Consider the following 21,987-nt stretch of genomic DNA (forward strand, 5'->3'; position numbering starts at 1 on the left):
CTACACGCCGGCGCGGTGTCGGCGGAACGGGTGAAACGCCAGGCCGTGATGCTCGGTCTCGGCCTCGGCCTCGCTCTCCTCGGGTTCCTTCGGCGCTTCCTCTTCCGTTGCCTCGTCCTTTGACTTGGGATCCTTGGACTCGGGCTCGTCCTGCGGCTCCTCCTCGGCTGTCTGGTCCGCCTCGGGCGCGTAGGCCGCATAGGCCGGCGCGGGTACCGGTTGGACATCGCGCGCCAATCGCGCCACCAGCCTTACCAAGACGGCACCGGCCAAGAACACGATCACCACACCCAGGCCCGAAAAGTACGAGACCTCGATGAGGGCGCGTTTGAAGTTCGTGGCCGCGACCGGGTCGCCAACGGAGCCGATCCTCAACAGTGGGGCGAGCGAAACTCCGACCACAAACCAGGCTCCGGCAAGACCGGCCAGCCAGCCACCGAACACCGCACTGGCGCGGTTTGTGGAAATGATCAATAGCAGACCAGCGACCACGGTCACGATGCCAGGCAACACCTCCAGCCAGCCGCGGGCGGCGGTCCACGCGTGGCCGGGGGTATAGCCGAAATCGAAGCTAGGCCCGACAAATGGGATCAGCGCTCCCCAGGCGCCCAGAACCACTAGAAGTATCCCGGTCACCGCGCCGCGCGAGCGTGGCATGCCCAACCGGGCGGGGCGATCTTCTGTGTGCGTCATCGCAATCTCCTCTTCCGATACCTTTTCGGGTACCCGAAAGCTGAGGCGATGTAACGCCCGTCACAGGATCAAGGCAGCAGCGAATCGCCCTACGACGCGAGCCCGAGCCCGAGCAGGACCAGGCTGATCACCGGAAACAGGCCCTGCGTCACCGCGGCTCGCGCCTTGTCCGGCGCCGAGATCAACAACACGACCGCCGCCGCGGCCATCGATCCGACGCCGGCGAAGATGAGTGCGGCTCCGATCCCGTTGTGGCCCATGGCCACACCGGCGATGCCCAATCCGCCGACAATCGCCAGAAACAGGTTGTAGAAGCCCTGATTGAAGGCCAGCAGCTTGGTGGTTTCAGCTTCCTCCGCCGTCGTGCCAAACGTCGCGCGGGTGCGCGGCGAGGTCCAGGTCAGCGACTCCATGGTGAAGATATAGACGTGCAGCAGTCCCGCCAGCGCGGCAAATATCAACCCGGCGATGATCATCATCACGGCCTTCCACTCGAACTACTCGAACGGCACCGGCTCGGTTCACCCGGCGGGTGGAGTCGGGTATGCGCGACCATACCGGCCCGGACCTGGCTCGAAACGCCAGGTTGGGAGCAGATCGGGAAACGGCGCCCCAAAAGCCCCACGCATTCCTAGTATGTGTAAGGCACATCACACAGGTGGAGGTTGAAATGGCGTTTGTGATCGCGGCCCCGGAGCTGGTGAGCGCGGCAGCCGAGAACGTGGCGAGTATCGGCACTTCGTTGGGCGCGGCCAACGCCGCCGTCGCGGCGTCGACCACCAGCGTGCTCTCGGCGGGCGTCGATGACGTGTCGCAGGCCATCGCCGCACTACTGAGTAGTCACGGCGCGCAATATCAAGCGCTCAGCGCTCAGGCCGCGCAGTTCCACCAGGGCTTCATGCAGCTACTCAACTCTGCCGGCGGAGCCTACGCCGGCGCAGAAGCCGCCAACGTCTCCCCACTGCAGACCTTGGAATCCAACGTGGTGGGCGCACTGAACACACCCACCCAGGCGATCTTCGGACGGCCACTGATCGGCGACGGCGCCAACGGAACCGCGACGAGCCCCAACGGCGGTGCCGGCGGATTCTTGTACGGCAACGGCGGCAACGGCTACAGCTTCACCAGCGGGGGCACCCAGAGTGGCGGCACCGGCGGCTCGGCCGGACTGATCGGCAACGGCGGCAACGGCGGCAACGGCTTCCTCGGCGGGGCCGGCGGAGCCGCGGGCAGCGGCGGCTGGCTCGCCGGTAGCGGCGGCAACGGAGGTGCCGGGGGCTCGGTGACCGGCGTCGGCGAGGTCGGCGGCGCAGGCGGGGCTGGCGACAGCGCTCCCTTGCTGGGCTGGGGCGGCAATGGCGGGGCTGGCGGTGACTCCACTCAGGGCGCCGGTGGGATGGGCGGCGCCGGTGGGGCCGGCGGCGCGCTCGCGGCCATCGGCGGGGCCGGCGGCGCCGGCGGGACCGGCGCTACTGCCGGAGGGGACCTCGGAGTCGGCGGCGAAGGATCCGGTCGTTTGTTTGGTCTAGGTGGCGCCGGCGGCGCCGGCGGAACCGGCACAACCTCCGGCGGTGTCGGCGGCGACGGCGGTGCGGGCGGCGGCCTGCTGTTCGGCCTGTGCGGCTCCGGTGGGGCCGGCGGCGTTGCCACCGATGCCACCGGCATCGGCGACATCGGTGGCACCGGCGGCGCCGGCGGCGTGGCCGGTGTGTTCGTCGGCGCGGGTGTCGGAGGGTTCGGCGGCATGGGCGGCGCCGGCACAACCGGTGGCGCGGGCGGTGTCGGCGGCCAGGGCGTCACACTCACGGGACTGGGCGTCGGTGGCATCGGCGGCGTTGGCGGATTCGGCACTGCCACCGGCGGGGACGGCGGCGCGGGCGGCCAAGGCGCCGCGCTGTGGGGCGCGGGCTTCGGCGGCGATGGTGCTGTCGGTGGCAACAGTTTCGTCGGAGCAGGCGGCAACGGCGGTGACGGCGGCAACGGCGGCGGCCTGTTCAACATCGGGCGCGGCGGGGACGGCGGCAACGGCGGCAATGCCGGTGCCATCGGTGGCAACGGCGGCAACGGCGGCAACGGCGGCAACATCGGGGTAGTTGCCAACGGCACCTTCACCCAAACGCTTTTCGGTGACGGCGGCAACGGCGGCAACGGCGGCACCGGCGGCACCGGCGGCACCCCTGGCACCGGCGGCACCGGCGGCAGCGGCGGCATATTGATCGGCGCCGACGGGACGAACGGATCCTGATATCGGGCTGGCCGCGGCGCGCGGACACACGCGCCACCCCGCTGCGGCCACTCGTCACACCCATTTGGCGGACAAAAGCGCCGGTTGACCCAGGTCGGCCGGGGCGGCACAAAACCTGAGACAAATAGTCTCACCAAACGAAGGCAACCCCAACCAAGTTCAGTAAGAATGGCTTCTTTCGCTTGTTGGTGCGGGTGACCTGACTTGGGTGGAGGCCTCGATGGCGTTTGTGTTCGCGACTCCGGAGCTAGTGAGCGCGGCGGCGCAAGATGTGGCAAACATCGGCACATCGTTGGGCGCGGCCAACGCCGCCGTCGCAGCACCGACCACCAGCGTGCTGGCAGCGGGTGGCGATGAGGTGTCGCACGCCATCGCCACAATGCTGAGGAATCACGGAGCGCAATACCAAGCGCTCAGCGCCCAGGGCGCCCAGGTACACCAGCGCATTGTCCAGCTGCTCAACTCGGCCAGCGGAGCCTACGCAAGCGCAGAGGCCGCCAACGCCTCCCCACTGCAGACCCTGGAATCCACCGTGCTGGACGCGGTGAACACACCCACCCAGGCGCTGTTCGGACGCCCGCTGATCGGCAACGGCGCCAACGGAACCGCGACAAGCCCCAACGGCGGTGCCGGCGGCATCCTGTACGGCAACGGCGGCAACGGCTACAGCTTCACCAGCGGGGGCCTCCAAAACGGCGGCAGCGGCGGCTCGGCCGGACTGATCGGCAACGGCGGCAACGGCGGCAACGGCTTCCTCGGCGGGACCGGCGGAGCCGGTGGCAGCGGCGGCTGGCTCGCCGGCAGCGGCGGCAACGGGGGTGCCGGAGGTTCGGTGAGCGGCATCGGCGAGATCGCGGGTGCAGGCGGGGCCGGCGGCAACGCGCCCTTGCTGGGCTGGGGCGGCAACGGCGGGGTCGGCGGCAACGCTCCTCAGGGCACCGGCGGTATCGGCGGGGCCGGCGGCGCGCTCTCGGCCGTCGGCGGCACCGGCGGAACCGGCGGGAGCGGCGGCGTGGCCGGAGGGGACGGCGGCGCCGGCGGTGCCGGGCGCGGTCTGTTCTATGGCCTGGGCGGCGCCGGCGGCATGGGCGGTTCAGCCACCGCCGTTACCCCCCACACCGGAGGTACCAGCGGTGTGGGCGGTGAGGGCGGCGCCGTGTTCGGCTACGCCCAGGGCGGCACCGGCGGCATCGGCGGTTTCGCCAACGACACCGGCGGACTGGGCGGCCAGGGCGGTGACGCCACAGCGCTGCTTGGTGTCGGAGTTGGCGGCGCCGGCAGCATCGGCGGCGCCGGCAGCATCGGCGGCGCCGGCAACGCCGCCGCCAGCGCGGGCGGTGCGGGCGGCGCAGGAGCCGCACTCGTCGGTGTCGGCGTCGGCGGTATCGGTGGTATCGGTGGCTTCGCAAACGGCACCAGCGGCGCCGGGGGCGCGGGTGGTTCCGGCGCGGCCGTGATGGGCTTGGGCGTCGGCGGCGCCGGCAGCATCGGCGGCGCCGCCAACTCCACCGCGGGTGCCGGCGGCGACGGCGGTGAGGGCGTCGCACTCGTCGGCGTCGGCGGCGCCGGGGGCGCGGGTGGTTCCGGCGCGGCCGTGATGGGCTTGGGCGTCGGCGGCGCCGGCAGCATCGGCGGATTCGCCAACGACTTCGGCGGCGCCGGTGGCCAGGGCGGTCAGGGCGCCGTGCTCATCGGCGCGGGCTTCGGCGGTGCGGGCGGCGACGGCGGCTCGGCAACCGTCAACGCCGTGGGCAATGGCGGCGACGGCGGCAACGCGGGCGCGTTGTTCGGCATCGGCGCCGGTGGACACGGTGGCAACGCCGGCAGTGGCGTAGGGGCGGCCAACGGCGGCAGCGTCGGGGTGATTTCCGACGGCTCGTTCACCCCGACACCCGTGGGCTACGGGGGCAACGGAGGCAACGGCGTCAATGGGGGAACCGGCGGCACCGGCGGCAGCGGCGGCACGCTGATCGGCACCGATGGGACGAACGGCTCTCCCTAGCCAGCACCGCCGCCCGGCCCACTCGCTACTCGAACAGCCCCGGCTGATTCGCTCCCGCCGGTGGCGTCATGCCCAGGTGAGTCCAGGCCAGTGCGGTGGCCACCCGGCCGCGTGGAGTGCGCGCGACCATGCCGGCACGGACCAGGAACGGCTCACACACCTCCTCCACGGTGCTGGCCTCCTCCCCTACCGCCACCGCCAGCGTCGACACACCTACCGGACCGCCACTGAAACTGCGGGTCAGGGCGGAAAGCACGGCACGGTCCAGCCGATCCAGGCCCAGCTCGTCGACGTCGTAAACCGCCAGCGCCGCCTTGGCGACATCACGGGTGATCACCCCGTCGGCACGAACCTCGGCAAAGTCACGGACGCGGCGCAACAGCCGGTTGGCGATCCGCGGAGTCCCGCGTGACCGGCGGGCGATCTCGGCCCCCGCGTCCGCACCGAGTTGGATGCCCAGAATTCCGGCGGAACGGACCAGCACTCGCTCCAGCTCAGCGGGGTCATAAAAATCCATGTGTGCGGTGAAACCGAACCGGTCACGCAGCGGCCCCGTCAACGCGCCGGATCGGGTGGTGGCCCCGACCAGGGTGAACGGCGCGACGTCCAGCGGAATCGATGTCGCCCCCGGCCCTTTGCCGACCACCACGTCGACCCGGAAATCCTCCATGGCCAGATAGAGCATCTCCTCGGCGGGCCGGGCGATGCGGTGAATCTCGTCGATGAACAGCACGTCATGCTCGACCAGGTTGGACAACATCGCGGCCAGATCGCCGGCCCGCTCGAGCGCGGGACCCGATGTCATCCGCAGGGAGGAACCAAGCTCGGCGGCGATGATCATCGCCAGCGAGGTCTTCCCGAGCCCGGGCGGACCGGACAACAGAATGTGATCCGGTGTGCCGCCGCGATTCTTGGCGCCCTGAATCACCAGCTGAAGTTGTTCGCGCACCCGTGGCTGGCCGATGAACTCACGCAATGAGCGCGGCCGCAGGCTGACGTCGACATCGCCATCGCCAACGGTCAGCGCCGGTGAGACCTCGCGCTCATCGGGATCGGTGCTCATCGACTATCGGGCCTTCCCCAACAACGACAGGGCGGCACGCAGCGCGCTCGATGTCGTCGCCTCGCCGTCGCCGGCCAACACCTTGTCGGTGGCTTCCTCGGCCTGCTTGGCGGCGAACCCGAGGCCGACCAGGGCTTCGACCACCGGAGCGCGCACGGTGTGACCGTTTACCGCGGGCGCGGTGGCGGCCGAACCCGCTGGACCGACTTTGTCGCGCAGCTCCACCACCATTCGCTCGGCGCCGCGTTTGCCAATTCCGGGTACCCGGGTCAGCGCGGTGACATCGCCGTCGGCCAACGCCTGCCGAAGCCCGTTGGCGTCGTGCACCGACAGCGTCGCCATCGCCAACCGGGGCCCCACTCCAGACACCGACAGCAGTGTCAGGAACAGATCGCGGGTCTCCCCGTCAACGAAGCCGTACAGGGTCATCGAATCCTCGCGCACGATCATCGCGGTGATCAGGCGGGCATCGGTCCCCTGCCGCAGCGTCGCCAGAGTCGACGGCGTCGCGTTCACCCGATAGCCGACACCGGCGGCCTCGATGACCACGTGATCGAGTGCCACCTCGAGTACCTCACCGCGCAGCGACGAGATCATCGGGCGGCCTTGAGTTTGGCAGTATAGCTGCGCCGTTGTTGTTCGGCCAGCGCATGTGCTTTGGCCATCTGGGCGATCATAGGCGCCCTCCAACAATGACAGATTGCCAACGCCAGTGCGTCGGCGGCGTCGGCCGGCGTCGGTTTGGTCTGCAGCGCAAGAATTCTGGTGACCATCGCGGTGACCTGTGCCTTGTCGGCGGTACCGTTGCCGGTGACCGCCGCCTTCACCTCGCTCGGGGTATGAAAGTGCACCTCCACACCACGCTTGGCCGCCGCCAGTGCGACCACGCCGCCGGCCTGCGCGGTGCCCATCACGGTCTTCACATTTTGCTGGGAGAACACCCGCTCGATCGCAACCACATCCGGACGATGCGTCTCCAGCCAGTGTTCAACGGCCTCGTTGATGGCCAGCAGCCGACTCGACAACGGGGCATCTGACGGCGTGCGCACCACGTCGACGTCCAGCGCAGTGAGCTGCCGACCCTGGCCGCTCTCGATCAGAGACAGCCCACACCGCGTCAACCCGGGGTCGACACCCATCACCCGCACTGCATGCTCCCACCTTCAGCCCTGCCGGGTCCGAACAATTGTTCGATAGCCTAGCGGCTGGCCGCCACACCGGCCGGCAGGACACGCGCGAGTTGCTCACCCAATCAATGCGGTTTGGCTGCACCCGGCCCCGGCGAAGCTGTTACGTTTGAGCACCATCGATGCGCCGTGATTGGCAAACCACTGCGCGGCAGCGCGGTACTGGAGGGTATGCGTGGGAACTCTGCTGGTTCTGCTGGCCGTGATGCTATTCATCGCCTCCATCATCGTTCTCACGGTGGCGCTGCGGCGGCTCAAGACACCAGCCAGACCCGGCCAGCGCCAAGATCCGCTCGCCTTCAACGCGATGCCGCAGTTCGGCCCACGGCAACTGGGCCCGGGTGCGATCGTCAGTTACGGCGGCGTCGACTATGTGGTGCGCGGATCGGTGACGTTCCGCGAGGGCCCCTTCGTGTGGTGGGAGCATCTGCTCGAAGGCGGCGACGAGCCGATCTGGTTCAGTGTCGAAGAGGATGAGGGGCGGCTGGAGCTCGCGATGTGGACCAAGCGCACCGATCTTGCGTTGCAGCCCAGCGGCGTTCACGTGGTCGACGGCGTCACGTTCCGGGAAGAGGAGCGGGGACGTGCCGGCTACACCACCGAGGGAACGACAGGGCTGCCGGCCGGCGGGGACATGGACTATGTCGACTACGTCAGTGCCGACGAGTCCGCGCTGCTGGGTTTCGAGCGCTGGGCGCCGGACATGCCGTGGGAGATCTCCACGGGTAAGACCGTGCTGACCGGCGAGCTGACCGTCTACCCCGCGCCCCCGGCCGCCGGCTAGGGATTATCGGTGCCGCTTCATCAGCTCGCCGTGGTTCCGGCCGACGTTTCCGGGGCGCGCCTTGGGCTTGCGCTCAACGCGCCCGCGCCGCCGCCGCTGGCCACCTGCCGGATGGACCACCCCGATGGGGGTACGTTGCTGCTCGGTGTGCTGGGCGCATCACACGTCATCACCGTGGCGCACCGCGACGGCGACTTTTCCGAACAGGTCTCCTGCGCGGTTGGCGGCCACGGTGAAAGCCTTCCCGAGCGCACCGAAGCGCCCGGCTATCGCCTCCAATCGCGCATCGAGACGCACGATGAATCGAGCTTCCGCAGCCTTGCGCACGACCTGCGACAGCGTTGCAGCCGCGACAACGGTTGGCTGGGCGGCGTGTTTCCCGGCGACGAGGCCGCGTTGACCGCACTGAGCGCCGAACCCGAGGGCAGGGGCTGGCGCTGGCATACCTGGCATCTGTACCCGCTGCACCCCGGCGGATCCGGCGGGACCGTCGTGCACACTACGAGTTGGTGGCATCCGTGAGCCGCAACCGGTTGTTCGTCATCGCCAGCGCGCTGGCCGTCGCCGCCTTGGTGGCCATGGTTTTCGGAGTATCCCTGTTGAACCGCAACATCGGCTCCTATATCGCCTCGCACTATCAGCAAGAATCACGTGACGTCAACGCAACGCGCTACCTCTGCGAAGGATCGCCCAAGCAGGTGGCCAACACACTGTCCAAATACAAGTCACCGGCCGCGCGTGCGTCTTATGGCGAAACCGAGTACCTGCGCTACCGGCACAACATTGTCAGCGTCGGTCCCGCTGGCACCCATCCGTGCATCATCAAAGTCGAAAACCTCAGCGCCGGATACAACCACGGCTCGTACATCTTTCTCGGCCCCGGGTTCTATCCCGGATCTCCGTCGGGTGGTTCGGGCGGCAACCCCGGCGGCCCGGGCGGCAGCAAGTAAGACCCACTTGGCGCACACGCAAAGGAGACAGCCATGTACCAGGCCATCAACCAGGCCGGAGTCCAGTTCGGCACCCTCAGCGTCGATCCGCTCCTGCGGGGCGTGGTCGCCAGCGTTCTGTACTTCCTGGTCGCCTTCGCCATCCTGATCGTCGGCTTCGTGATGGTCAACCTGCTGACCCCGGGAAATCTGCGCACCCTGGTGTTCGTCGAACGTCGCCCCAACGCGGTCGTGCTGGCCTGCTCCATGTACGCCGCGCTGGCCCTGGTCATCATCAGCGCCATCTTCACCAGCTCCAACCAGCTCGGCAAGGGCCTGCTCGGGGTCGCGCTCTACGGGCTCGTCGGCGTCGCCCTGCAAGGGGCGGCGCTGGTAGTCTTCGAAATTGCAGTGCCGGGCCGCTTTCGGGATCACATCGAGGCGACCCAACTGCATCCGGCAGCCTTTGCCACCGCGGTGATGCTGCTGTCGGTGGGAGGTGTGATCGCTGCCGCGCTGTCATGACCGCGACTGATCACGCACTGGCACCCGACACCGTCGGGACCGTGACGGCCTCGGGACGCTGGCGGGCACTGCTGCTGGCGGCCGTCGCGGCCTGTGCGGCGTGCGGCATCATCTACGAACTCGCACTGCTCACGCTGTCGACCAGCCTGGATGGTGGCGGCATCGTGGCCACCTCGTTGATCGTGGCCGGCTACATCGCCGCGCTGGGTGCCGGTGCCCTGCTAGTCAAACCGCTGCTGGCGCACGCGGCCATCGCCTTCATCGCGGTCGAAGTCCTGCTGGGCATCATCGGTGGGCTATCCGCGGCGGCGCTTTACGTGGCGTTCGCCTTCATCGATGGGTCGACCTGGGTGCTTGCGCTGGGCACCGCCCTGATCGGCGGACTGGTCGGTGCCGAGGTCCCACTGCTGATGACGCTCCTGCAGCGCGGCCGGTTGGCCGAGGCGGCCGACACCGGCCGCACCCTGGCCAACCTCAACGCCGCCGACTATCTGGGGGCCCTGATCGGTGGACTGGTCTGGCCTTTCGTCCTGCTGCCGCATCTGGGCATGATCCGCGGTGCGGCCGCCACCGGCATCGTCAACCTGGTGGCGGCGGCCGTCGTGTCGATCTTCCTGCTCCGTCAGGTCGTTTCCACCCGGCAGCTGGCGATGGCGCTGTGCTCTCTGCTTGCCGCGCTCGGGCTGCTGGTCACGCTGCTGGTCCATGCCCGCGACATCGAGACCACCAGCCGCCAAGAGCTTTACGCCGACCCGATCATCGCCTACCGCCACACCTCCTACCAGGAGATCGTGGTGACCCGGCGCGGCAACGACCTGCGTCTGTACCTCGATGGCGGGCTACAGTTCTCCACCCGAGACGAGTACCGCTACACCGAAAGCCTGGTCTACCCGGCGCTGGGTGACGGCGCCCGCTCGGTGCTGGTGCTGGGCGGCGGTGACGGACTGGCGGCCCGTGAACTGCTGCGCCTGCCCCGCATCGAGCGGATCGTGCAGGTGGAACTGGACCCCGCGGTCATCGAGCTGGCGCGCACCACCATGCGCGAGGCCAACGGTGGTGCGCTGGATGACCCGCGCGTGCAGGTGGTGATCGGCGACGCGATGAAATGGCTGCGCGGGACTGACTCGGGCCAGTCCCGCCGCTTCGACGCGGTCATCGTCGACCTGCCCGATCCGGATACTCCGGCGTTGGGGCGGCTGTATTCCGCCGAGTTCTATGCGCTTGCCGCCCACGCCCTGGCCCCCGATGGCTTGATGGTGGTGCAGGCCGGCAGCCCGTTTTCCACCCCGACCGCGTTCTGGCGCACCGTCTCAACCATCAAGGCCGCCGGATATGCGGTCACGCCCTACCACGTCCACGTGCCCACCTTCGGCGACTGGGGATTCGCCCTGGCCAGGCGGGGTGGCACCGCGCCCATCCCCGCCGTACCGGCCGACGCACCGTCGCTGCGCTTCCTCAACCAGCCGGTGCTCAACGCCGCCACCGTGTTCTCCAGCGACGTCGGACCCACCATGCTCGAGCCGTCCACCCTGGACAATCCGCGCATCGTCGAGGATATGCGCCGAGGATATAGGTGATCGCGGCCGGCTCTAGGGCAGGAATGGGTTGAAAACCGGCGGAATGATTTCGTTGCCGGTCACGCCGGTGAGCCGGATCCAAATCTGCGCGGGGATATTCACCAACTGGTAGACGCCGGCTCCGAGCCATGAGACCGGTACCTGCAGGAAGCTGGGCACCGCATTGACGAGGTTTTCTACCTGCTCGTATACCACGAACGGAATCGTGGTCGCGAGCGTGCGTGACGCCAGCCTCAGGCTGGTCGGAATATCCGGATACCCCTGCGCGGCGAAATCGGCGCTGAGCACACTGAAAAGGTTGTTGCCGGGGTCAACGTAGGTGCTGTCGAAACTGGGATCCGTCAGCGGCGCACCCTGCATGTATGGCAGCGGAGGAATGTGGAATTGGTCCAGGATTGTTGGTGTGGTGCTGACGATTTGCCATGAATTGTTGATAAATCCATCGTGGGCGTCGTTGTAGGCCTGATCGAAGATCAGGAAGGTTGCGGTCTCACGCGGCGATTGGAAGCCGTGAGTGAGACTGAACTGTTGGGCCCCCGTTTCACCATGGCCGGTGAGCACAAGCGTGGAGAATTCTTCGTGGTGCATTTGCTCCCAGTTGTATACCGCTCCCAATATCCCACCGCCGTCTTGGGTTTGGGAACCAAGGTTGTAGTCCATGTTCCGAATGGCCAGCTGGTATTGCGGCGAATCACCACCGTACATATGTGCGTTGTTATCGACACCGACAAAGTACGAGAAGATGAGGTTTCCCTGTTGTGGATCGGCGGCCATAATCGCGGCCTGGGTCTTCGTGCCGACCAGGTTCTGCGTCGCGATCCAGTTCGTATCACCGGCGACCTGCGGGACGAACTCGATGTTGTCGGCCGGGTGCGAGCCGGCCCCGGCTATGTCGGCAATGACCGGCCAGTTTGCGATGACGGTGGTGTTGACCTGGTCGCCATAGGTGGCCTCGAGCTGGTTGTACACGGTCGACCAGGTGTCGTATGTCCAGGGAGTGAAGACGTTGTTGGACACGCCCGCCGTCTCGCTCCACACTCCGGTCTGGATGGTCGTCCACGAGGGGTTGGAGATGCTGGTGTGCCCGGAGATCGTCGACGCGGCGGTGACGCTATGCAGCATCAGCGCGTGGAAGTTCGGGGTGCCGGCGGGATCGGCCAGAATGCTGGCCAGGTTCGTGCCGTCGGTGCCGATCAACAGGAAATTCGCATCTGGTGCGGACAGAAAAAGAGCCAGGGCCTGTTGTTGAGACAGGTACAGCACGTCGGCGTGTCCCCCAGGGGTACCGGTGGCACCCGGGTTGCCTAACAAGGACAGCGCACTGCCGCCGAACCCTCCCGCCCCGCCGGCAATGTTTCCCGTTCCCACCCCTCCCGTACCGCCGGTCCCACCATTGCCCAGCAACCATCCGCCCGTGCCGCCGACGCCGCCGACGCCACCGCCGATGCCCCCGACGCCGCCGACGCCGCCGTTACCGATCAGCCCGGCGTTTCCGCCAGACCCTCCCTGCTGGCCCGGTGCCCCCGAGCCACCCGCCCCGCCATTGCCCCACAGAATGCCGCCGGCCCCACCGGCTTGGCCGGTGCCGGGCGCGCCATTGGCTCCTTCGCCGATCAACGGACGCCCCAACAGCAGGTTCGTGGGCGCGTTGACCACACCCAGAACGTCATCGATGAGGATCTGCAGTGGGTTGGCATTGGCGGCCTCCGCGGCCGCATACGCCCCGCTGGCCGTACTCAGCGCCTGCACAAATTGCTCGTAGAACACCGCCGCGCGCGCACTGAGCAGCTGGTACTACTGAGCGTGGCCAGCAAACAACGAGGCGATCGCCGTCGACACTTCGTCTCCGGCAGCGGCCATCAACGTACTGGTCGGAGCAAACGCGGCCAGGTTCGCCGCCATGATCGAAGAAGCGATGCCCTCCGCATCTGCCGCCGCTGTCATCAATAGGTCCGGTGCAGCGATCAGATACGACATGTTGGCCCTCCAACTCGGCAAGCCCGCAACCATCGGCAGCTGTGACCCAGCTCATAATTGCACTTTTTCGGCGCGTTTCCGAGTACTAGATTCAGGCGGCCGACGCGGCATGGCACGCAACCGGCATCGCATCACATACGAATTCGCTGCTGCCGCAATGTGTTCAGCCGCCCCCGGTTCCGCCGTCGCCACCGCTGCCGCCGATGACCCCGTTGGGACCGGAGCCCGCAGAGCCGACCTGGCCGGACCATCCAAAGCCGCTATCGCCGCCATGGCCGCCGGTGCCGCCACTTCCGCCGGGGGCACCCGTGCCGAAAGGCGGCGGAGTTCCTGTCCCGGTGCCACCGCCACCGCCGGCGCCTCCGGTGCCACCGCGTCCGGCCCCCGTGGTTCCGGTACCGCCGTCACCGCCATCGCCGCCGGTACCACCATCGCCGGCGTCAGCAAACAGGGACGCGTCAGCCCCGCGGCCGCCGTTGCCCCCGGAGCCGCCCTTGCCGCCCGCACCATTGGTGCCGTTGCCGCCGTCACCGCCGACGCCGCCGGTACCACCCTTGTTGTAAATGCCGGCGCCGGAGCGGCCGCCGGAGCCGCCGTCGCCACCGCTGGAGCCGTTACCGCCGTTACCGCCGGCGCCTCCGTCGCCGTACTCGGGGTTGACGATGCCACCGCCGTCGGCATTGCCACCCGCGCCGCCATTGCCCCCGGCGCCACCGGCGCCGGTACCGCCAGTGGGGCCTGCCCCGGCCACAGTGACCCCATCACCGCTGGTACCGCCGGCCCCACCGGCACCACCGGTCCCACCACCACCGCCAGCGCCACCGTGGCCCCCGTTGCCGGCGAAGGGTTCAAACACGGTGGCATCGGCTCCGCCGCCGCCGGTGCCACCCTTGCCTCCGGTGCCGCCGGTTCCGCCCTTGCCGCCAAGGCCGCCGGCGCCGGCATCGCCGTCGTGGAATGCTCCGCCAGCGTGGGCCTGACCACCAATCCCACCGACGCCGCCGGCGCCACCGGCGCCACCGCTACCGCCCAGGCCGCCCCCGCCGCCCGCGCCACCCGCACCGTCCTGAACGCCAGCGACACCGGCGCCGCCCGCCGAACCACCGCCGCCCTGCCCGCCGGTGCCCCCAATACCACCGGAGCCGCCGCTACCGCCCTGGCCACCATTGCCGGCAAGTGCTCCTCCCTCGCCACCGGCACCACCGCTACCACCGGTGCCCCCCATCAGGCCGGTGCCGCCGGTTGCCCCTGCGCCGCTGGCATTGCTGCCGGCGGCGCCGTTCCCGCCGGCACCACCGTTTCCGCCCTTGCCGCCGTTGCCATAGAGTCCGCCGTCACCGCCGACACCGCCGGCCCCACCCTTGGCGCCGGCGGTTGCCGCACTGCCGCCATCTCCGCCGTCGCCTCCGTTACCACCCGCGGTCAGGCGGGACCCGGTCGCGCCGTCAGCACCGGTAGTCAAGCCGGTGCCGCCTTTGCCGCCCGCCCCGCCGGCGCCGTTATTGCCGCCGTGGCCACCGTTGCCGCCAGTGCCTGCGGAGCCCGCGGCCGCGTCTGCACCATCACCGCCGTTACCGGCGAGACCGCCGGTGCTGCCCATGCCGCCGGCTCCCCCCGCACCCTCGGCTCCATCCGCGTACGAGGCCGCTAACGCTTTGCCGGCGGCTCCGCCATTACCGCCCTGCCCGCCGGACCCGCCTTTGCCGCCATCGCCGCCGGTTCCCCCGTTGACGTTGCCGCCCGAGACTCCGTGGTCGCCGTTGCTGCCGTTACCACCGACACCACCGCCACCGCCCATGCCGCCGTCACCACCATCGCCGCCCTGCCGGCCATGGCTCCACCCGAACCGCCGTCACCACCGTCTCCGCCGGCAGCGCCCTTGCCGCCGATCATGACGGAATCGGCGCCGCGCCCGCCGTTGCCGCCGTTGCCGCCGGATGTGGTCGTGGTCCCGGATGCGCCGTCCGTACCGGTGGTGGAGCCACTACCGCCGGTCCCGCCCGCGCCGCCGGCGCCGTTGTCGCCGCCGTCCCCGCCGGTGCTACCGATGCCATTGCCGCCATTGGCAAACGTGCCGGCCGCGCCGGTGCCGCCATCACCCGCGAGCCCTCCGGCACCACCTTTCCCGCCGGCCCCGCCCACGCCTTGGACACCGTCGGAATATCCGGCCGCCTGCGCATGACCGGCCAGCCCACCGTTACCGCCCTGGCCGCCGGCACCTCCGGCCCCGCCGTCACCGCCGCCGCCACCGTTGGGGTTCGGGCCGGTGACCCCGTCCGCCCCGCGCGAACCGCTACCTCCCGAGCCCCCCTGGCCACCATGACCGCCGGCACCACCGTCTCCGCCGTGACCCGCCATGGCGCCGCCCATCCCACCGGCGCCGCCTTCGCCGCCGGACCCGCCGATGCCGCCGCCACCACCGTCTTGTCCGGGTGGAAAGACGATCGAGAACCCGCTCGCACCCCCATCCCATCGCCGCCGGCGCCACCGGCGCCGCCGTTGCCATACCTTCCGCCGTCACCCCCCGCCCCACCAGAAGCACCGGAAATGCCGGTGCCATAGCCATCCGCACCACGACCGCCATTACCGCCGTTGCCGCCGGTGGTCGGGCTCAGCCCGCCCGCGCCGGCCGCCCCGGCGCTGGATCCGGCACCCCCGGCTCCGCCGGCGCCGCCGCTGCCCGGATCACCCCCGTGACCGCCGTTCCCGCCCGCACCGGTGCCGCCAAAGAACGTGCCGGCGGCGCCGTCTCCACCGTTGCCGGCCCCGCCACCGGCTCCCCCGTCGCCGCCGGCTCCACCCGCGCCCTGCCCACTCAAGAAGCTGATCCACCCGCCCCGGCCGCCGGCGCCACCAACCCCACCGGCGCCTCCGTCGCCACCATTACCGCCGTTGCCGCCCGCACTGCCCAAAGTCACCGCGTTGGCACCAGAACCACCGGCACCGCCGCTACCGCCAGAGCCCGCAGAGCCGCCGGCCCCACCACCGCCGACCAACCAGCCACCGCGCCCACCGGCCCCGCCGTCACCGGCGTCACCGCCGCCGCTGCCGGCGTCACCGGCCCCACCCGAAGCACCGGCGCCACCGTGGGCTCCGTCACCACCGTGGCCACCGACACCCCACAGGCCGGCCGCCCCTCCCGTGCCGCCATGGCCACCGCTACCCGCGGCGACGCTCACAATGCCAGCACCGCCAGCACCGCCAGCACCGCCGACGCCACCGGCACCGCCACCTCCACCGTTGCCGTACACCAGACCGCCGAGGCCACCATCGCCACCGGCCCCGCCGCTGCCGGACCCCGCACCGGTACCGCCGTGGCCTCCGACACCACCGGTGCCAAATAGCCGGGCGTTGCCGCCCTGTCCGCCGGCCCCGCCATCGGTGGTGCCGATACCACCGGCACCACCGACCGCCCCGTTGCCGACCAACCCACTGGCACCACCGGCGCCGCCGGCGCCGCCACTGGCCATGCCCTGCCCTCCGGATCCCCCAATTCCGCCCGGGCCGAACAACACACCGGCATTGCCACCGGCACCGCCCGCACCCCCATCGAGGGCGACTCCGGTGCCACCGACTCCGCCGGCCCCGCCCGCCCCGATCAGCCCGGCCCACCCGCCGGCACCGCCGGAACCGCCGTTGAACATGCCTTGCCCGCCGGCGCCGCCGGCGCCGCCGGCGCCGATCAAGCCCGCCGCGCCACCGGCACCGCCGGCCTGGCCCGCCGCACCCGAGCCGCCGCTGCCGCCATTGCCCCACAAGATGCCGCCGGCCGCACCGGCCTGCCCGGTCCCTGCGGCCCCGTCAGCGCCATTGCCGATCAGCGGCCGCCCGAACAATGCCTGAGTGGGAGCATTGACCAGGTTCAGCAGGTCTTGCTCGACGTTCTGCAGCGGCAACACGTTGACCAGTTCGGCGGCCGAATAGGCGCCGACGCCGTTGGTCAGCGTCTGCACAAACTGCTCATGAAAGACCGAAAGCTGCGTGCTGATCGCCTGGTACTCCAGCGCGTGCGTACCGAACAACGCCGCGATCACCGCAGATACCTCGTCGGCGCCGGCGGCCAATATGGTCGTGGTCGACCCCGCCGCCGCCACATTGGCCGAGCTGATCGTCGACCCCAACCGCTCCAAATCCGATGCCGCGACCGCCACCATTTCGGGAGCCACACCCACAAAAGACATCTCGCACCTTCCCGCAACCCGCCCCTGGCCAGCGGTCACCGATACGTCAAAGCCGTGTCAGGCGACACAACACCGCGCCATGGTTGCTGCTCGGGTTACGGGCGGCCAAGGGCAAAATCCCCCCAACCAATGCGCCCACCAATTGCAATGTGCACAATTGCCCACGCGGGGCTTGCCGGAAAAGGTTGGGTGCGACCTACCGGCCTACCGGACTACCGGCCCCGGTCGGGCACCGCGTCACCACCGTGTCGCCGCGACCCGACATACAGCGCCCACACGATGGTGGGTGGCACAACGTCGATCCACAGCGGAACCCCGATGTTGTCCGGCTCGACGTTGTGCTCAGCTATCCAGAAATAGATGTGGCCGGCGGCATCGCCGAGGTATTGCACGCTGAGCACCACGATCGTTGCCAGCCAGAAGTGGCCTCGAAACCAGTACGCCATGATCCCCACCACGCCGATCGCCAGGTCACCCATGGCGTTCTCCCACTGGAAGCCGCCGTCGCCGCGGGTGTATCCGATCAATGTGGCGATGTGCGGGCCATCAAGGACGTGAAAGCCGGCTCCCAACAGTGAGTTGAACCCCACTACTGCCACCATCCACCACACCATGTGAACGTCGGCGGCCAGTCGGTCCTTGCTGCGCCAGCTTTGGACGAAGCCGCCGACCACCGCAACGAGAACTGCGGCAATCGTGAACATGTCTACCTTCCTCACTCCGTGTGCCTGCTGCGGGTTTCCGGCGCAATGTCCTCATGGCGTGCTGAGGTGCCTCGATGGCAGGCCGACCAAACCGAGCGCGATCGTGCCGTCGTCCCGGATGCACAGACCCGCTAGGTGGGGTCAAAGATACTGAAGTGGTTGATGCCGACGCGCGTGGTGATCACGTGCCGGCGCCGGCACCGCCGCTTCCGCCGGCTCCGCCGGTTCCACCAAACTGTCCGCTGGGGTCGCCGCCGTCTTGGCCGTCGGTTCCCGACTGGCCGCTAACGAACCCGCTCGACCCGCCGTCACCGCCATTTCCGCCGTCACCGCCGCTGCCGGCCGGAGTGGAACCGAAAGGCGGTTGGGAGCCGTTCCCACCGTTGCCTCCGGTGCCGCCCAACCCGCCATCCCCGCCGGGGCCGACCAGACTGTGGCCGCCGCCACCGCCCCTGCCGCCGGGACCTCCATTCTGGCCAAACCCGCCGGCCCCGCCGTTCCCGCCGTCGCCACCTTGGGAGCCATCTCCGCCCACGCCACCCGCGCCGCCGGACCCTGCGGCCTCGAAGAGGCCACCGGTTCCACCGAAGCCACCGTTGCCGCCGTCGCCGCCCGCGGCCTGGCTGCCGTCAAGTCCCGATGCGCCCGAGGTTGAGCCGGCACCGCCTTCCCCACCGAGCCCGCCTGCGCCGGCATTGCCGCCAGCTCCGCCGTACCCGCCGTCCCCGGCACTGACGCCGATAGCGGAATTTGCGCCATCGGCACCGCTACCACCATTGCCGGGGGTACCGCCGTCACCTCCGTCACCGCCGTTGCCACCGTCACCTTGGCTACCCGCCTGGCCCGCAGCCGCGGCCCCGCCCGCCCCGCCGGCCCCGCCGACCCCGCCGCGACCGCCCTCACCGCCATCCCCGCCGTATTGGCCATTCGCACCTGGGGTGGTGCCGTGAAGTCCGTCGAAGCCGTTACCGCCGTTCCCGCCCATCGCGCCGTCGCCACCAGCACCGCTGCGGCCACCGTCACCGGCAACGGCCCCGCCATCACCACCAGCACCGCCGGCGCCACCAGCACCGCCGTCACCACCGTCAGCACCCGAGGCCCCGAAAGTCACGGCCGAGGTGCCGTCAACGCCGGCCTTGCCATCACCACCGTTACCGCCAACACCACCATCGCCGACCACCCCGCCGTCACCGCCGGCGCCGCCGGCCTGACCCGCAGCGGTGGCGTCGGCGCCGTCGCCGCCAGCACCACCGTTACCTCCGGTTCCGTATGCGCCCGCAGATGCACCGTTGGCGGCGTGGGTGCCATTGCCGCTGTCGCCGCCGAGGCCGCCACTGCCTCCAACGCCTGCGTCACCGCCGTTGCCGCCGGCTCCGCCCTTGCCACCGGCAACGGTGGCATCGGCACCGTCGCCGCCGTCTCCGGCGTTGCCTGCCTGCCCGCCGGCACCGCCGGAACCGCCGGCCCCGCCATCTCCGCCGTCACCACCGGTTTGACCGGCCGCGCCAGCTACGGTGGCATCGGCGCCCGCCGACCCGCTGCCGCCGTGGCCTCCGTCGCCTCCGGTTCCACCGATACCACCGGCACCACCATCACCGGCGTGCAGGCCGCCGGCACCAACGGCACCGCCAGTTCCGCCGATGCTCCCGGCACCGCCATCGGTGCCGGAGAGCCCACCCGGGCTGATGAACGTGATGCCGGGGCTACCGTCTGCGCCGGTCCCCCCGTTCCCGCCGACACCACCGTCACCGACCAGACCGCCGTCGCCGCCGTGACCCGGCCCGTCATCGCCGGCGGTGAGACCTTCCATCCCCGCGGTCGAGCCGGCGCCGCCCTGCCCGCCAGCGCCTCCAAGACCTGGGTCGCCGCCGTCACCACCGTCGCCGCCCTTGCCACCGCCGACAATGGCGTCGGCCCCGTCGCTACCGTTGCCGGCCTGTCCGCCCAGACCTCCATCGCCGCCGGCGCCACCGACGCCTTGCATCCCGGTCTGGCCCTCCGGTCCGGCCCCGCCTACACCACCATCACCGCCACGACCGCCGGCTCCACCTCGGCCACCATTGCCGCCATCATTGCCATCCGCGCCAGCACCGGCGGCCGCCGCGCCCTCGGCGCCTTTGCCTCCGGCCGCACCGTCACCACCAATCCCGCCGGCACCGCCGGCCCCGCCCGCCCCCTGGCTACCGTCGGCATAGCCGGCCGCCAACGCGTGACCGCCGGCACCACCCTCACCGCCGGCGCCGCCGGCGCCACCGGCACCACCGGCTCCGCCGACACCGCCATCCTGGCCCGCGCCAGCGGCATCGACACCGACCGAACCATCACCGCCGGTCCCACCGACTCCCCCAATTCCGCCGGCGCCGCCGGCCCCGCCGTTTCCAGCGACCAATCCGCCGTCACCGCCAGCGCCGCCGGCGCCACCGGCACCGCCGTCACCGCCCGAGCTCCCGGGCTGTCCGCCCGGGAAGATCACCGACGTTCCCGGAGCTCCACCCAGGCCGGCACCACCGTCACCACCCGCGCCACCATCACCGACCAGACCGCCATCGCCACCGGTGCCGCCGGCCGCACCGGCGCCGCCGGTAGTGATCGAGTCCGCACCAGCACCGCCGGCGCCGCCGTTGCCACCGCTGCTCGGGGTGGATCCGGTCGCGCCCGTCGCGGCGCGACTGCCGCCAGCGCCGGAACCGCCGGTCCCGCCCGCGCCGCCGGCGCCGGGGTCACCGCCGTTTCCGCCGTTGCCGCCGGTCCCAAATCCAGCACCCGGGTTCACCGCCATGGAGCCGTGCGCGCCGCCGCCTCCATCACCGGGAGTCCCGCCGGTGCCGCCGGCCCCGCCATTGCCGCCGGCACCGCCCGCTCCACCGGCACCGCCGGACCCGCCGTCGGCGCCGGAACCCTGGTTGATGACGAGGTCACCCGAGGCACCGAAGCCACCAGCACCACCCGCACCGCCCGCGCCGCCGATCCCACCGGCGCCACCATTGCCGAACAGCCACCCACCGGCCCCGCCGTCACCGCCGACACCGCCGACACCGCCGACACCACCGACACCGCCGTCACCGCCAATACCGCCGCCGGTGCCTGCCTCGCCGGCAGCGATGCCCGAAATGCCGGCGGCGCCAGCCAACCCGGCCCCGCCGTCACCGCCGGCACCGCCAGTGCCCAACAGCCGGGCATTACCACCGGCGCCGCCGTGGCCGCCGCCCTCACCCACGCCGTCAGCGACCCCACCGGTCCCACCCGCGCCGCCGTTGCCATACAGCAAGCCACCGGAACCACCGGCACCGCCAGAGCCGCTGCCCACACCACCGCTTCCGCCGGCACCCCCATTACCCCAGAGCCAGGTGTTGCCACCGGCCCCACCGGCCCCACCGACCGCGCCGGCACCGCCAGCTCCACCAGCACCGCCCGCGCCACCCGCGCCGCCCGCCCCGCCGGAGCCGATCAACCCCGCGGCTCCACCGGCCCCGCCGGCTTGACCCACCCCGCCTGAGCCACCGGCACCACCGTTTCCGTACAGCAACCCACCGGCTCCACCGGCTTGGCCACTACCGGGCGCCCCGTTGGCGCCGTCTCCGATCAGCGGACGTCCAAACAGCGCCTGGGTGGGGGCATTCACCAACCCCAGCAAACCCTGCTCGGCATTGGCCGCCTCGGCCCGCAGATACGAACCGGCGCCGGTGTTCAGGCTTTGCACGAATCGGTCATGGAAAGCCGCCAACTCTGCACTGATCGCCTGGTATTGCTGTGCGTGGGTGCCGAACAAGGCCGCGATCGCCGCCGACACATCATCGGCGGCGGCGGGCAATACCGTTGTTGTCGCTGCCGCAGCAACCGAATTCGCCTGGGCTATCGCCGAATTGATTCCCGACAAATCCGAAGCCGCCGCAACGACCATCTCCGGCGTCACACTCACAAATGACATTTGCCCCACCCTCCCGTTAACCCACCAGTGCCCACGACGATCAACCCTTTGCCAGCGGTTGCCGACAAAGGGAAGTGCGAAAGCTATACCGCCAGTTCAAGCCCCTGTAGAGCTGGCGACCTACGAGCTGCGCCCCCAACGATCCCGGTTGCTCAAGTGCAGCCCAATGGACAAAAACTCCGAACCCGCCTT

Annotated in this window: 16 protein-coding genes and 1 pseudogene; 7 read left to right on the forward strand and 10 right to left on the reverse strand. The window is 70.3% G+C overall.

The window, feature by feature from the left end; translation table 11 throughout:
• Nucleotides 1-693, reverse strand: coding sequence for a hypothetical protein (locus CKW46_RS16870; protein WP_015355873.1), 693 nt, complete (start codon nt 691-693; stop codon nt 1-3).
• Between the two features lie 89 nt (nt 694-782).
• Complete coding sequence (locus CKW46_RS16875) at nt 783-1,169, reverse strand: DUF1304 domain-containing protein (RefSeq protein ID WP_041300342.1); 387 nt, start codon at nt 1,167-1,169, stop codon at nt 783-785.
• Between the two features lie 194 nt (nt 1,170-1,363).
• On the opposite strand from CKW46_RS16875, the gene CKW46_RS16880 reads away from it, so the two are divergent.
• Together CKW46_RS16880 and CKW46_RS16885 are read left to right on the forward strand one after the other, a co-directional pair.
• On the forward strand, nt 1,364-2,938 hold the full coding sequence (locus CKW46_RS16880; protein WP_482052164.1) for a PE family protein: 1,575 nt from the start codon (nt 1,364-1,366) through the stop codon (nt 2,936-2,938).
• A 220-nt stretch (nt 2,939-3,158) separates the two neighbouring features.
• Complete coding sequence (locus CKW46_RS16885; RefSeq protein WP_482052165.1) at nt 3,159-4,940, forward strand: PE family protein; 1,782 nt, start codon at nt 3,159-3,161, stop codon at nt 4,938-4,940.
• A 25-nt stretch (nt 4,941-4,965) separates the two neighbouring features.
• On the opposite strand, the gene ruvB is transcribed toward CKW46_RS16885, so the two are convergent.
• From ruvB to ruvC, 3 genes are read right to left on the reverse strand one after another with little or no spacing between them, the layout of a single operon-like run.
• Nucleotides 4,966-6,003 (reverse strand): Holliday junction branch migration DNA helicase RuvB, encoded by a 1,038-nt coding sequence (gene ruvB, locus CKW46_RS16890; RefSeq protein WP_015355877.1) that lies wholly within the window; start codon nt 6,001-6,003, stop codon nt 4,966-4,968.
• Between the two features lie 3 nt (nt 6,004-6,006).
• Complete coding sequence (ruvA, locus tag CKW46_RS16895) at nt 6,007-6,600, reverse strand: Holliday junction branch migration protein RuvA (RefSeq protein WP_011739821.1); 594 nt, start codon at nt 6,598-6,600, stop codon at nt 6,007-6,009.
• The gene (gene ruvC / locus CKW46_RS16900; protein ID WP_011739820.1) at nt 6,597-7,151 is read right to left on the reverse strand and encodes a crossover junction endodeoxyribonuclease RuvC; all 555 of its coding nucleotides are present in this window, start codon (nt 7,149-7,151) and stop codon (nt 6,597-6,599) included. Before ruvC ends, ruvA begins: the two co-directional genes overlap by 4 nt.
• Nucleotides 7,152-7,365: 214 nt before the next feature.
• On the opposite strand from ruvC, the gene CKW46_RS16905 reads away from it, so the two are divergent.
• From CKW46_RS16905 to CKW46_RS16925, 5 genes are read left to right on the forward strand one after another with little or no spacing between them, the layout of a single operon-like run.
• Nucleotides 7,366-7,974 (forward strand): DUF4178 domain-containing protein, encoded by a 609-nt coding sequence (locus tag CKW46_RS16905; protein WP_117438157.1) that lies wholly within the window; start codon nt 7,366-7,368, stop codon nt 7,972-7,974.
• Nucleotides 7,975-7,983: 9 nt separating this feature from the next.
• The gene (locus CKW46_RS16910) at nt 7,984-8,496 is read left to right on the forward strand and encodes a DUF2617 family protein (protein ID WP_012393878.1); all 513 of its coding nucleotides are present in this window, start codon (nt 7,984-7,986) and stop codon (nt 8,494-8,496) included.
• The gene (locus tag CKW46_RS16915) at nt 8,493-8,924 is read left to right on the forward strand and encodes a DUF4247 domain-containing protein (protein ID WP_117438156.1); all 432 of its coding nucleotides are present in this window, start codon (nt 8,493-8,495) and stop codon (nt 8,922-8,924) included. Before CKW46_RS16910 ends, CKW46_RS16915 begins: the two co-directional genes overlap by 4 nt.
• Before the next feature lie 33 nt (nt 8,925-8,957).
• Nucleotides 8,958-9,428 carry a DUF350 domain-containing protein gene (locus tag CKW46_RS16920; protein WP_117438155.1) on the forward strand — a complete coding sequence of 157 codons (471 nt, stop codon included), beginning with the start codon at nt 8,958-8,960 and terminating at the stop codon, nt 9,426-9,428.
• Nucleotides 9,425-11,005: a polyamine aminopropyltransferase gene (locus CKW46_RS16925; RefSeq protein ID WP_015355881.1), complete on the forward strand. Its 1,581-nt coding sequence runs from the start codon at nt 9,425-9,427 to the stop codon at nt 11,003-11,005. The genes CKW46_RS16920 and CKW46_RS16925 overlap by 4 nt, the downstream gene beginning before the upstream one ends.
• A gap of 12 nt (nt 11,006-11,017) precedes the next feature.
• On the opposite strand, the pseudogene CKW46_RS16930 reads toward CKW46_RS16925, so the two are convergent.
• From CKW46_RS16930 to CKW46_RS16950, 5 genes and pseudogenes are all read right to left on the reverse strand, one after another.
• Nucleotides 11,018-12,982, reverse strand: a pseudogene (locus CKW46_RS16930) (PE domain-containing protein).
• A 163-nt stretch (nt 12,983-13,145) separates the two neighbouring features.
• Nucleotides 13,146-14,780 carry a hypothetical protein gene (locus CKW46_RS16935; RefSeq protein ID WP_482052166.1) on the reverse strand — a complete coding sequence of 545 codons (1,635 nt, stop codon included), beginning with the start codon at nt 14,778-14,780 and terminating at the stop codon, nt 13,146-13,148.
• Nucleotides 14,781-14,871: 91 nt separating this feature from the next.
• Nucleotides 14,872-17,163 carry a PE family protein gene (locus CKW46_RS16940; RefSeq protein ID WP_482052167.1) on the reverse strand — a complete coding sequence of 764 codons (2,292 nt, stop codon included), beginning with the start codon at nt 17,161-17,163 and terminating at the stop codon, nt 14,872-14,874.
• 212 nt (nt 17,164-17,375) lie between these two features.
• Nucleotides 17,376-17,867, reverse strand: a complete 492-nt coding sequence (locus tag CKW46_RS16945; protein WP_482052168.1) for a DUF6790 family protein — start codon at nt 17,865-17,867, stop codon at nt 17,376-17,378.
• A gap of 181 nt (nt 17,868-18,048) precedes the next feature.
• The gene (locus CKW46_RS16950; protein ID WP_499018026.1) at nt 18,049-21,795 is read right to left on the reverse strand and encodes a PE family protein; all 3,747 of its coding nucleotides are present in this window, start codon (nt 21,793-21,795) and stop codon (nt 18,049-18,051) included.
• Between the last annotated feature and the right edge of the window lie 192 nt (nt 21,796-21,987).

Source organism: Mycobacterium liflandii (genome assembly GCF_022354805.1).
Lineage (GTDB): Bacteria > Actinomycetota > Actinomycetes > Mycobacteriales > Mycobacteriaceae > Mycobacterium > Mycobacterium marinum.